10 protein-coding genes are annotated in these 13,097 nt (G+C 57.7%); 3 read left to right on the top strand and 7 right to left on the bottom strand.

The features are described from left to right. Nucleotides 1-149: 149 nt before the first annotated feature. Nucleotides 150-1,928, bottom strand: coding sequence for an exosortase/archaeosortase family protein (locus IPK32_25510; protein ID MBK8095236.1), 1,779 nt, complete (start codon nucleotides 1,926-1,928; stop codon nucleotides 150-152). An 82-nt stretch (nucleotides 1,929-2,010) separates the two neighbouring features. Between IPK32_25510 and IPK32_25505 the strand changes: the two genes are divergently transcribed. Next, nucleotides 2,011-3,120 carry a hypothetical protein gene (locus IPK32_25505; protein MBK8095235.1) on the top strand — a complete coding sequence of 370 codons (1,110 nt, stop codon included), beginning with the start codon at nucleotides 2,011-2,013 and terminating at the stop codon, nucleotides 3,118-3,120. A 9-nt stretch (nucleotides 3,121-3,129) separates the two neighbouring features. Here IPK32_25505 and IPK32_25500 read toward each other — a convergent pair whose 3' ends face one another. The 6 genes from IPK32_25500 to IPK32_25475 form a co-directional block, all read right to left on the bottom strand. Continuing rightward, nucleotides 3,130-3,393 carry a hypothetical protein gene (locus IPK32_25500; protein ID MBK8095234.1) on the bottom strand — a complete coding sequence of 88 codons (264 nt, stop codon included), beginning with the start codon at nucleotides 3,391-3,393 and terminating at the stop codon, nucleotides 3,130-3,132. A 120-nt stretch (nucleotides 3,394-3,513) separates the two neighbouring features. Then, on the bottom strand, nucleotides 3,514-5,940 hold the full coding sequence (locus IPK32_25495; GenBank protein ID MBK8095233.1) for a DUF4838 domain-containing protein: 2,427 nt from the start codon (nucleotides 5,938-5,940) through the stop codon (nucleotides 3,514-3,516). Between the two features lie 259 nt (nucleotides 5,941-6,199). Next, on the bottom strand, nucleotides 6,200-6,643 hold the full coding sequence (locus tag IPK32_25490; protein ID MBK8095232.1) for a DoxX family membrane protein: 444 nt from the start codon (nucleotides 6,641-6,643) through the stop codon (nucleotides 6,200-6,202). Then, nucleotides 6,640-7,656 carry a hypothetical protein gene (locus IPK32_25485; GenBank protein ID MBK8095231.1) on the bottom strand — a complete coding sequence of 339 codons (1,017 nt, stop codon included), beginning with the start codon at nucleotides 7,654-7,656 and terminating at the stop codon, nucleotides 6,640-6,642. Before IPK32_25485 ends, IPK32_25490 begins: the two co-directional genes overlap by 4 nt. Next, nucleotides 7,653-8,321, bottom strand: a complete 669-nt coding sequence (locus tag IPK32_25480) for a hypothetical protein (GenBank protein MBK8095230.1) — start codon at nucleotides 8,319-8,321, stop codon at nucleotides 7,653-7,655. The genes IPK32_25485 and IPK32_25480 overlap by 4 nt, the downstream gene beginning before the upstream one ends. Before the next feature lie 343 nt (nucleotides 8,322-8,664). Further along, nucleotides 8,665-8,973 (bottom strand): hypothetical protein, encoded by a 309-nt coding sequence (locus IPK32_25475; GenBank protein ID MBK8095229.1) that lies wholly within the window; start codon nucleotides 8,971-8,973, stop codon nucleotides 8,665-8,667. A gap of 20 nt (nucleotides 8,974-8,993) precedes the next feature. On the opposite strand from IPK32_25475, the gene IPK32_25470 reads away from it, so the two are divergent. Further along, nucleotides 8,994-9,281, top strand: coding sequence for a hypothetical protein (locus tag IPK32_25470; GenBank protein MBK8095228.1), 288 nt, complete (start codon nucleotides 8,994-8,996; stop codon nucleotides 9,279-9,281). A gap of 98 nt (nucleotides 9,282-9,379) precedes the next feature. Further along, on the top strand, nucleotides 9,380-9,658 hold the full coding sequence (locus IPK32_25465; protein ID MBK8095227.1) for a hypothetical protein: 279 nt from the start codon (nucleotides 9,380-9,382) through the stop codon (nucleotides 9,656-9,658). The last annotated feature ends 3,439 nt before the right edge of the window (nucleotides 9,659-13,097 follow it).

Raw genomic sequence — 13,097 nt, 5'->3', positions numbered from 1 at the left:
ATCGCCCCATGGCAGATTCATTGTAGTTACCCGAAAATCTAAGGTTCACGTTTCGCCAATGCAAAACCAATCTCGTAAATCTAGTATTTGGTTAAGCCTTTTTAGCTATCAGGCTCGCCTTCATGTCCGGCATGACTGCGTCTCATTTCTCAGTGCTGAGGCTCTCGGATCGCGGGAAAGAACTGCCCTGCGAATTCACGCGCATCCTCGATGGCATTGAACTCCGCGAACATGCTCTCTGGATGGACGAACTCATCCCCTGACTCCTCTGGGATCGGGATGAAAATCGATACCATCGCCCAGCGGTGGTTCACATTGCGAAAGATCGCATCCCTGTAGGTGACGAAGACATGCTCGTAGTGCGAGGCGCAGGTCGTGTCATCCGAGCCGACATACCAATAGATGTTCACCCCACGCATGCGTTTGCGGCGTCCGTCCTCGCCCATCTTGTCCACGAAAATGCGTAGCATCGTCGCATCGAAGCTCGATCCATCTTTGAGTGAAATCTGCGTGGGGCGTGATTCCGCGATCGTCCAGCCCTGGCCTGGCAGACAGACTTCTGGGCGATGCAGGCTACGTTTTATCATGCCGCTGAGGATCACTGAGGCGATGATCTGGCGGCCTTGGACATTCATGTAGGCAGTGCGGGCTAGTTTTACGCCTTCATCGAGTAGTTTCTTCTCAAGTGCCATGACTTCAAGCTCGCGGCCCTGGTAAGTCCCGATCTCCAGTGGCAACTCCACACGCACCCCGGCATTTGCGACCAGATAGCGGGTATCCGTCATTTGGCAGACTCCCAGAGTCAGCAGCGCAAATGCCACCACTACTCCCGTATGTAGCAAGATTTGTCGCCTTGCTCCCAAAGCACCTACATGGCCCAAAATGGGCGCTGCGGCAGTTTTTTGGAGCCTTTTCAGATTCACTTTCATTTCTCGCCCCTCCAGCAGCCAGCAGAGGGTGAACATGCCAACCAAAGCCACGCCAAAGACAGCGAAGCCCGCGCAGGTATGAAAAAGCGACATCTCCTGGTGATCGCCGATGCGTTTCCCCACCGCGACATCCGATCCTAGCCACACACTGCCAAACGCCAGCATCACCAGCCGGGCGATATTCCCCAGCACCGCCAGCGGCACTGCACAAACAAAGAGAATCAATCGCGAGCGAGGGCTTTTCAGCGCCAGATAGCCCAGTAGAGCCGCGATCATCATCAGCGCAAAGAGCGAGTTGATGCCGCTGCACTTGGCGTCGATGTCGAGGCTAAAGCGATCCCCCAGTTCCAGCCCCGCCGCCTTATCCGGCGCAGATTGCAGAGCAGAGCCCTCACTCACGGATGGCATCCCCACCATTGAAAGTAGTCGCCCGGTCATCGCCGCCGTGTGCGGGCGCAGTGGGGAGGCCACGCTGTCCTCCAGCGGCTGCATCGGCCACGCAAAGAACAAAAACAGCCACGCAAAGAACAGCTTACGCATCCACTCAAGGCCCAGCACTGTCAGGATCATCCCTGCCAGCACCAGTTGGATGGAAAGGAAGCCCGGATAGCCCGTGTCCGCCTTATAGCCCACCCAATAGACAAACAGCCCCGCTAGCAGCGGCAGTAGGCCCAGCCAGTTCCCACACCACGGAAGTCTCCGTAGCTCTGCCCGGCGCAGCCATACTAGCCACCCTGTGATCACCGGCACCACTAGGCAAAACTGCCAGTCGGAATACTTCGTGACCCACGCCAGCCAGCCACGCAGCACACTCATCCGAAAACCGAACTCCCAATGCTGATACGGCTGCACCAGATAGAGCACCACCATCACCGCAGCCAGCACACCGAGTGCGATTTGCCAGATTTTCTCACTGCCCGTAGCCTTCTCTACCCTCGCCGATTGAGATGGAGAAGGGGAAGGAATCGCTGGAGCGGGGCTGGACGAATCAGACGGCATGTGTCAGTGAGAAACGACGCTGCCCCGGAAAATCCGTGCTGGCAACTTTTCCCCTCTGCCCTTTTCTTTACACTAAACACTCATGGCCAGCTCCAACCCAAAAGAAAACCCCGGCAAAGCCCCCGCAGCTCCCTCCAAAGCCGCGCAGCAGCCCCCGATCGGACCAGAACAGACGCATGACGACATCGCCGCTGGTAAAAGCGCTGGGCGTGACCTCGTCGGTGCTTCACTCGGGAATCTCCGCCGTGCCAATGTCGCCTCTCAGCTCTTTGGCATCTCCATCCTCGTCACGCTAGGCACCGCCGCCGCGCTTATTTACTGGACTGGTGCCGCCATTGACAAAGCTGTCGCTCAGGCCCTCGCGCAGCGTCCTCCGGCCGCTCCGGTACCTGCGGCCCCTGTATCCTCGCTCTCCAGCAGCGCCGATTTCCAGCAGCAGATGGCCGCCCTGCAGACTCAGCTCGATACCTGGCGACGCGAGCAGCTCCTAGCCCACAAAGAGCTGCGTGAAAGCATCGAACGCGTCTCTACCACCGCAGCCGCATCTGCTGGCCAGCCCTTGCTCATCCCAGCTGGCACCCTCGATGCAGGCACTCCTGGCTCCTCCCGCATCGCGGAGATGGTCCCGCAGATCACCCCCACGCAAAAAGAATTCATCCAGCTCAAAGAGCGTAACCGCCTCACCGCCTACGCGGATGAAGCCATCGCTACTGGCCTGCGCAAACCGCTCGAAACCATCGTCGAATACCTGCGTGACAGTGGCTCTGAGCACCTCCATGACGCCGCTCAGGCGGAGTACCTACGCGTCATCCGCACCATCTGGTTCCTCCAGCGTGAGAATCCCAGCTACCGACTCCCCGTCGGCGAGATTTTCAAAAACTCTGCCATCACCTCCGAGGCAGATCTTACCACAGAGCAGCTCCACAGCCTCCTCGCAGATCACGCCAAGCAACCCTGGGAGGCACGTGTCCGCGCCGCCATCCTGCTCAAAAACAGTACCGACCCCCAGACCGATGCACGCCTCATCGCAGCCATGCATGCCGATCCATCGCTGGATGTCGCTAAGCACGCACAAATCTGCTTCGAGCAGCGCACCCAGCGCCGTTTCCGCTCCTTTGATCTCCCTGCCATCGACGCATGGTGGGAGCAGCAGCATCAAAAGCCAGCCACCGAAAAAAAACCCGCAGACTGAGTCCCCTAGTTACTCCTTTTTCTTCGCAGCCTTCTTCACCACGGGTGCAGCACTCTTGGCAGCCTTTTTCGCCGCACGTGGCTTCTTGGCAGCGACAGTCGGCGTAGGGGAACCAGTCAGCCACTCCTCGTAGTGCAGCCATTCTTTCGTGCCATCATCACGCAAGTAATCCGTCTCCTTCATCATCCCACGCCGGTGGAAATCTAGGACTTCTTCTTTGGTAAAAGGTCCGAACTCGACGAAAGCCCGGCTAAAGTGAGTAAGAGTATTCATAGTGAGGATCGAGTTAATTGCGCGACTCCATTGTCGGGCTTCCTACAGCAGGAAGCATTCCAGCGCCATCCTCAAGTGCTAAAGCCGTGTCAATATTGTCACCCCGTGACCTGAGGCCACTCATTCTCCAGCATCCTTTACCACCACCTCAGCAGGCAGCAGCAGCTCACTGGCATCGCGGGCTAGGCAAGGCGGCACGGTGAGGAGCTGGCGGCTGCCCGCGCTGTGTTTGAAGCTCCATAAGCTGCCATCCTGCCCCGTGGGCACGGGCACGCTGAAGTATCCGGGCTTGTCCGCAAAGGTGTAGGCCGTTTTGCCACCTGGATCGAGCAGAAAGCCAGCGCCGCTGCTGAAGCCGCCGATGACCCGCGTGCCACGTGGGACGTAAAAATAGAGATGCCAGCGGCCATAGAGCTGCGCGGGCATTTCCTGACTGCTCACGATGGTCATCGGCATGCCCTCCGGCCATTCGATGAGCGTGCCTTGCGAGGAATCACTCACCTCGATGCGGTGCAGGCCAGGGAATCTCGTTTCGAGATGCATCACCTGCTTTTGTTTGTCCGGCTCGATCTCGGCGTGATGCACAGACTTCAGCTCCGCCTCCGCCAGCGGGTAAAGCTCCACTTTGGCCGTGCCACGGTCCGCGTAGATGATGCCAGCGGTGCCAGTGAGCTTCAGCGTGGCCGGCTCCTTCTCGATCCATGTCCAGAAATCGCGGACGCCTCTCAAATAGATGCCCGCATTGCCACGCGGCACCGCAGGGAGCTTTAACTTGGCCGCAGGCACCAGGTCCGTGCTGTAGCTCACCGGCTCAAAGTCCAGCAGCTTCCGCTTCGCCACGCCTTCGCGGGCAAAAGCCACGATTTGCTCGCGTGAGAAGGCCTCACTGCTCTTCCATGGGTTTGTCGCATCTGGATCATGGTAGCTACCCAGCGGTGGGAGTTTCACGGACTTATCGCGATTCGGGACATCACGCCACAGAGCCTTCACATGCACCATGCCCGTGTGTCTGATGCGCCAGATGAAGCGGAAGAGCTGCTCAAAGGCGCTTTGGCGTTCTTTGCCCGCCGCGCTGCTGTAATCGAGATAAAGACCGCAGTACTGCGTGTAGAGTGCGAGATCATCCAGCCGCGCATGCACTGCCTCGTCAGTCGTCAGGGCACGGGCCTCATCCAGCAGACGAAACATGCGACCGATCAGATCATCGCTGGTGACTTGCTTCTTCGTGCCATCGAGCAGCGCGTAAAACCGCGCCATCGGCACACGTGCGGGGCCAAAGGCCCGATCGATAAAATCCGCCGTCAGTGCCGTGATGTTTTGTGCTTCCTTCACATCCCACAGCATGCGAGCGGCTAGGTAGTACCCCAGGCCGTTCGATGCCGCGTTGTCACTGGCCTCAGCCGACATGAAGCGAGCCCCCGCAGCGTGGAAATGTGGAATCGACGTCTTCAGATACTCGATATTGCCGCCGCGTGCGGCACCGGGCAGATCACGGTCCCAGGTATTGACGCTGTAATACTCCCGGATGCCGAGAGTCTTCACCTTGGCACCCCATCCAGCAGTGAGCTGGTCCACGGTGAAGCCACCGCGGATGAATCCCGTCGCCACACTGATGACCACATTCGGATGCGCTTCGATGGAAGGCGGCGGCGAGTGCTCATTGTAGGCATACATGCCGATGAGGCGGCCTGGGAGGCTCTTTCCGACGGCTTCCGCGACTTCATTCGCCAAAAGTAGCGCACGGTCGCTCACACTGCCGATTTTCGCGCATTCGCCACATTCGCACCATCCGCCTCCATCACTCGGATCACACGAAATCGAGTCCACATCGGCCTTTTCGCCAAATTGGGCCAAAGCATCCGCCACGACGAGTTTGCGCAAATCCGCATTCGAAATGCAGAACTTCGGTTTTTGGCGTTTTCCGTCCACTAGAGCCAAAAACTCCGGGTGCGCGGCGAATTCGGCCTCGTGGCGCCTCATGATGCCATCATACGCATGGCCGGAATTCAGCAGGATGCCGCTGGTGGCTCGGTTGCGAATGTTCCACTGCTCACAATCCGCCTCCCTTTCCTTGAGATAGCCGAATCCGGCCCATATACGCCGTGCGTGGTAATCCGGCGATTCCTCCACATTCACGTCGATGCTGAGCGAGGGCACTCGCGGCACGATTTCCCACTTCTTACCAGGAAGGAGCTGGCGGAAGCCGCAGCGGTGCAGCAAATCCCACACCGCATGCCGCACCGCCTTCGCGCTACGTCCACGGATGACCACGGCACCTTTTTTGGAAAGCAGCGAGTAGTCCTCCCTCTCCGTTAGTGCTGGCGCAGCCTTTTCTAGCCCCAGGAAGATGCCGCGCGGCTCCTGACCACTCTCGATATGAAATTCCGCCCCCGTGATGCGCAGGAGCATGTCACTGAGCTCCGTAGCAGCGGGCCGTAGTTCCTCACTCTGAAGCACCACCGGCATCAAAGCGCGGCCCTGTTCACTGAGTTGCGCCTTTTCCGCATGGATTGTGGCAGCGATGAGAAAAAAGAAGAGACCGCGCATGCCATGGAAAACGCCAAGTTCGGCATCCGCCTAACATTCAGAGCACGGTGGGAGTCGGAGAAAAGTGAAAGGGCTCCATGATCGCGTGTTGGCTACGTCGAGGCAGTTCACTGAACGTGCGGCAGATCCACTTCACGACGTTCCTGCTTGTAGTCTGGATCAAGGCAATAATCGTCGATATCGGCACCGTAGATTCGCAGCACGACATGCTTTAAAGTATCAATATCAAAACCGATCGCAGGCTCCGTCGTTGCCGAAATTATTCGATGCCCAAGTGCCCATTGCTTTGTTGTGGTTGATTCGCTCGCGCCCGCCAAGCGAGCCATAGACCCAGGGCGAGGAGGACAAGGTCGCGTGCGAGGAGGCTGAGGTAGTCGGAGGTGGCGGCGCTGGCTCCGAAGCAGCCGCAGCGGATGTCGATGCCGCGATACCACGCGATGCCGATGGCTCCGAGAAAGGCGATGAGGGCGGCATTGAGCACGAGGAGGCCACCTGGACGAAAAAAGCCCGTCACGACGGCCAATCCGGCAAAAATCTCCAGCCATGGCAGGCCCATCGCGAGCCAGGCGGACCAGGGGTCTCGGAGCAGGTCGAAGCTGCGCACGTCATCGAGAAAGGACTGCGGATCGGCCGCTTTGACGATGCCTGCATAGATAAATAAGCCGCCAAAGAGCAGATGCAGAATGAGCTGAGACTTCTTCATGGCAAAATCTGCGACATAGGGAGGACGAGGACCACGAGTTTTTTCCCTTCCAGCCGCTTCTCATCGCTCAGAGGCCACACTTCGACATCAAGTGGGCGCTGGGCGAGCAGACCCATCTGGGTGACAAACCCCGCGCTGCTATCGCCACCGAAGCCCTGAGTCTCATCGTCATAGATCCACATGAAATCGCTCCCGAGCAACAAGACGGGAGATTTTTCATCCATGCTGATGCCGCCGATGGAGAGCACATCTGCCTGCTCCAGACCAAAGAGCGCATCGGGGGACCGGGGATCGAGTTTTCGTGTCAGATCACCTGCATCGAGATGGCTAGGTGCTGTGGCCGTGATGAGTGGCGTCTCTGAACCGAAGAGTGTGGCGTGCTTCTCACGCAGATGCTTCTCGGTGAGCAGGGCGACTTGCTTCATGGCATCTGGGGTCCAGTGACTATCGCGGCGGAAGTAGATCTGTTTGCGATCACGCAGCTTCCAGAGTGCATCGGTAGCATCGAGCACATCGATGCCGCTTTTTCGCAGGGCATCGAGGCGGGCTTTTTCGCCATTCGAGCGCACGGGGTCCCAGTAATTGCGCAGATGGAGCTTTTCAGGATAAAGCGTGGCCCGCTGCGGCACGGCGACGAGCACGAGGGGGATATTTTGCTTTTTGAGCGTCTCTGCGAGGTCGGTGATGGCGCTCTGTGCTGGCTCGGTGCCATCACGGGCTCGGAGCAGCCAGTTCAGCTCGCGTTGATCGAAGAGCCAGCCTTCTTGGCCTAGGTGGACCTGCGGGCTGCCCTCCTTCAGCGTCCAGGTGAGCACACGCTGCATCAAGCTGCGTGCGCTAGTGGTGAGTGCATTCGATTTGGTGACGAGCCTGCCCAGTTCAAAGAGGAAGGGCAGCAGCAGGAGGAGCAAAAAGATGCGCAGGACCAGTGATGCCTCCTCACGCGTCAGTATGCGCTCCGGTTTGACCTCGGTGCGCTTGGTCGGATCGATGGGCTGTGCGGTGGGTTTCATGACACAGGGATGTAGCGAGTCCAGAGCATCACCGCAGCCAAGGCGAACACGCTGAGGCTCCAAATGGCCTTCCATGGCCGCCACACACGCAGAAACTCGGTGGTCGGTGGGGTGAGGAAGAAAATGGCTGCGGAGGCAGCAAGGCTGAGAATGTGATAATCCGTCCACACGCGTGCATCTTGGATCAGGACCGAAATGCTACGGGGTGGCGGCCAGATGAGCGCCTTGATGAAGTGTGCCCACTCAGAGAGCGAAAGCGTCAAGGCGAGCATCATACCGAGTACGACAGCTAGCAGCATCAGAAGCGAGCGACTCCGCGAGAGTGGGGCTTTTTTTTCGATGGTAGATGGCTGGACTCCAAAGAGCCCACTCAGCCCAGTAGCGACATCACGCACACTGCTGATGAATAAGCCGATGAACAATGCCAAGGCGAGCACGCAAACCCACGCCGCGCTGAGACTGACATTTGCTGCCCCTGCATGCAGGATCAGTAGCGAGATCTCCATCAGTGGGATGACGAGCAGGACAGCCTTGGCGATGCCCAGGCAAAAATAGAGCGCAGAGGTGGACTCCGTCAGGGCATCGCCATTCCGGTGCAGTGCGGCCCTCAGCGTCAATGCGAGCGGCAGCAGGATGAATAGGAGCAAATGAAGTGCCTGGAACACGGGAATGGAGATGGCGCATGAATGCGCCAGGTCAAACGGCGATCCATGCGATGGCGAATCACGTCTGCGGGGCGATTTTCTTGGGAGAGAGGGCATTTCGGAGCGGGAAATTGCTTCCGGCGCTTGCCATCTGCATGCCCAGCCGCGAGACTCGGTGTGTGGCTACCCGATTCTCCTCCGTGTTGTTCCTCCTGCTCTACGCTCACTGCGCGGCGGAGATCGTGACGTCTCGCACAGACCCTGTCGCGAAGCTGCTGAATCAATGGCATGAAGAAGGCACCGCCGCCGGTCTCTCCGCCATCAGCTATGAAAACCGCGATGGGGCCACTCCGCGCTCAATACCTCACTCTACCCTGGCCTCCAGATCATCAAGCCAGAGAATGGCCAAACTGGCCCCGCCAGCAAAGTGCGGCAGCAGCCCGTCATCGGGAACTGCTCCATGGCCTCTGCGCCAGAGCAGATCGGCTGCCTGCCGCGCGGTGTCTATTATGGTGAGCCCGGTGGCTCGGTGTTTCTCTTCCAGCAGTATGTGAATAACAACCTCTTCATTTACCCTGAGCACCTCGATCATGATGCGGGTGGCAATGGCGTCGGTGGCTACGGCGATCTGCTGCCACTGAACACACCTACGTTGGTCATTTCCCAGGGTCATCGTTCAGTGATCAGCCCTTCGTGCAGGCCTTTCTCAGTGCCACGGCTGCCTTTTTCTCCCAAACACAGCGCTTTCTCATCGAGAATAAAATCCTCATGCCGACACTCCAGTCCATCTTCCGGCAGAGCAACAAGATGGTCACTACGCCAGCAGATTACCTCACGGGCAAAGCCCATCCTGTCGTCTTCGATGGCACACAGATGGATGAGGAGAAGATGGTCCGCCTAGCCCATTCGATGCAGCCAGATTCTGTGCCACCGCTAGCCTCCTGGAGGTCAAAGAAGAAACCAAGCTGGAGAACGGCGTGATGACTTTGAGCCCCAAGGCGGGAAATGGAATATCGAGCTTGCTACGACGCCAGTAAACATCGCCCGCGTGATGCGCCGGGAATGTCACCGAATATGGCATGCTCGTGAGTGTCAGCCGCAGCAGAGCGCCGACTCCCGGTAGGCAAGTCGCCGTCAGCTACCATCTGCTCCAGGGTGATCCACGCTTTGTCCATATCGACAAGCAGCCAGACAGCGCCCTCACGCATCCGTGTGCGCAGACAGCCACCGTGCGTGGCGCACGCGGCATCCGCAGCCACCGCATCGACATCGGCGTCTTTTGCCACGGATGGGAAAACAATCAGCGCACCCGCCATCATCAGCTTCTACATGCCGCCGAACGAGATGCACTTTTATGATGAAAAGGGCCGAGTGAGCGAAATTCATTATCAAACGCATAACACGGACGCAGGCCTACCCGCAGAGGATAAAGATCCGCGCTGGCTCCTGCTCATGGATGCGCTCACTCGTGTGAGGGACATGGAGCCTCCTACTGGCCAGATTGCTCGAAGGAGCCTTCATCTGAAGAACTCGATACGATACGCAAAACTCGCCGCGACATCCACAACGCCACATCGCCGCCGAGACTCTGGCGCGAGATCCTGCTCAGAAAGACGCAGCAGAGAAGCTCCGCGCTATCGTCCGTGACGAAATCGCCGCTGCACTGCAAAAGCCTCCCAGGGCCGAAATCGCGTCCCTGCGTGCTCGCATTGCTCCAAGCGCTAGAAAAATTGCTCGCAGATCCGCTGCTCTTTGTCCGTGAGCAGAGAGCCATCCTCGCGCTCGCAGACAAGTCACCGAAAAGCACCGCTGCCGCAAGATCTCCGTGCCGAAATCCGACGCCTCAGCCTGGTGAGCATCCTCCAGCGGAACTGATCTTGATTACAAGATCGTTAGCAATCCGAAGAAACTCTCCAGGGCGAGATTTATGCCTTACGAGGCCTGCATCTCACCGTCCTTAGCCAGATATTACTCGCAGGTGCTCTGGGCGCTCCCCTGCGCCAGCCTGGGTGCCACCGAATATAACCACTCCGGAAAACCTGGCGAGACATCCTGCATTACGAAGGAGATACTTCCGCGCCAAGTGGCTGGACGCGTTATCACGACACTCGCAATACCGAATTTGACTCCCGTGGACGTGTCATTCCACCTGGGAAAGACAAAACACCCATAGCTGTCAGCTACCTCGCAGGGCCCAGATGGCCAGCTGACGTGGGAAATCGGCAAAGTAGAGAATCGAAAACTAGCAGGCGAGAGGAACCTCAGTCGTCAACTCTAAGAGGAGAAAGAAGAGTCCGCCCGCAAATCGCGCAACGCATGCAAGGAGCCCTCCGCAGCACGAATCTGCTCGCGCCATCTCTGCGAGAGGCCCCAAATTGCCCGCGATACCGCTCAAAATAGCCATTCACGAATTCCTTGAGCCAATCACCGCTCCCGCTGTGAAATGCCGCACCTGCGAGCGCGCACCAACTCACCCAGCGATAACTTCCCTCCAGCTCAAAACCTCCTCGGCCTGCTCCACACTCACCCTCGCGGAGCTATCGCCCTCCATCCGCTGTTTTCACCTCGTCCGGTCGTGAACAAGATTCGTCGATACCCCTCCCCGCGCTCCGCTCTTCACCCAATCCGTTTCACTGGCATCTCGTCCCGTCACGGCAAATCCTCTCTGGCACTCTTTGTTCCTCCCAGCGCCTCCGCATACCCGCACCACCGGTAATCCTTCGGATCACTCACCAGTCCACCTCGCACAGGGTTGAATCAATATACGCCGCCATCGCCAAGAGCGGATCACCCTTTCCCTCCACCACACACTGAGACCGATCCATCCAGGGCGTCCCTTTCCTCTTGTGGCGTTTGTTGTCTTTTTCCACCACGCGAAAATCGTTGTTTCACCTCACGCATATACACCGCCATCGCAAAATCAACGCGACAGCCCCAGCCGATGCTGCACCACCGCCTCAGAGCCCCTTCCGCAACTCCACCAAAAAATCTCCTGCAACTGCTCTACGAACACCCTTGCTATACAGCACTGAATCTGCATCGCGCTTTCACCTCCCCCTGCGGTCCACCAAACTGCTCCTCACCTCTTCTGATCCGGCACCTCCACAAGCGCATGAAAGTGGTTCCCCATCTACGCAGTAGGTGAGCAGCCATCTCACAGAACTCCGCTAGCCGCCACATGCCCTGCGCAGCGCACCTCCTTCTCCACATCATCCCAAACACCGCCCCACCGCGGTGAGAGACATGACATGAAGGGACATATTCTGTCTGTAGGCTGGAAGCCCCTTCACCCTGCGCAGGGGATTTACCGGCATCGATCATGAGATATGGGCCAGTTTTGGCATTTACCCCGACGGAAAGCTGCTCTTCGAGGGGGCAGTTTTCTGAGCAGATCCAACAGGCGGAAGCGCAGCGTGGGAGTTCATATTGCAACGAGGGACGGACAATGCAGCCACCAGAGCCACAAAAGCGAGAATGCAACAACTTTGAGCAGTGCTCAAAGTTCCCCACCGACAACGGTGTCTAAGATTGGTCCAAAAATAATGGTCCAGCAGTTTAATAGCAGGAGCATGGGTGTCCTGTAGTGAATCAGACAGAGTCCTGCGTAGAGGGATATGGAGTTGGAAATGATTCTCTGATCCATAATACCACTTCACCGCGGGCAATATAACCGCATCTCTGTCGTGACTATGCGGGGTCAAGCGAAATTTTTCTTTTTATGGCCTCTATAAACCTCTCTACTCCCCCGTCTTCGATCTACTCCACTCGCTCCGGCTCTTCCGCTCTTCTCGGAGTGCTCTCCTCGTCATTGTCCCGAACTCTATCCGATGCACGGTGGCTCACTTTGGGAGTTGCTCGTTGCATCCAAGCACTTACCCCTCAGTCATAGCTTTCTGCAAACTCTCGCCTCAATTGCTCCAAGATCTCTGCCCCGATCACTCGCACTGGTTCGCCTCCTTAAAAAGTGAGCGCCGCCTGCGATTGTGCCGTCAACTCAATAGGCACCTACGCTCTCTACTCTGCCGCACACTGCCCGATACGCTCCATTGTGGCACCACCACCTCAATGATTATGCCATCTACGCTGGCGATGGTCACAGCCACGACCATGCTTGTCATGATCCGCTTGATGCCAAAGGCAACCGCCTCACTGAAGGACATCTCTACACGCACAACCTACGTAGCGGCGCGTTAAGTCACTGTGCGTCGCCGATCGAAGCACAGCGGGACAAGGAGCACGACATGCGGAAAGCGTCAAGCGCCAGAACATCCTTTAACAACTTCGCCACGGCACACCTCAAGGTGGCAAGACACTCATTATCTGGGATTGTCCTTCGCTTCGCTCACGAGGTACGTTTATGGCTTCGCTTATCGCCACTGCGCGCATCGCGCCATGCAGTGCGCCGGCATCGACTTCGCGCAATGGTTTAGGTGGAAGCTTAAGGCGGTAGCATCTACATTCGCAGCCCGCCGCAAAGAGAATATGAGCCTCATGGTCTGCGGCACGCTTTTTCCTTTGACTCAAAGGATGCCATCGAACGCAGGCATTAACTTTGCCGACGGTGGTCGACCCCGTAATCACCTGCGGGGTTACACTGCAGCACGCGCCCACGCTTCTGGGGAAGGGCAAAGCGGGCGCATCTTTTGAAAATTCATCTAATCTGACCGAAACGGACGTGACTCCGGTGCTCGCGCACCTTTTACCGTATGCGTTGGGATATCGAAAAGAGCTTTGATGAAATCAAAAACAAGCTTCACGAAAAAGAAAGCCTGGGCTAGCAGTGCCACGGCCAAAAGC

The sequence above is a fragment of the Verrucomicrobiaceae bacterium genome (genome assembly GCA_016713035.1).
In the GTDB taxonomy this organism is placed as follows: Bacteria; Verrucomicrobiota; Verrucomicrobiia; order Verrucomicrobiales; family Verrucomicrobiaceae; genus Prosthecobacter.
The sequence above is the reverse complement of the archived record's forward strand: the minus strand, read 5'-3'. Positions and strand labels throughout refer to the sequence as shown.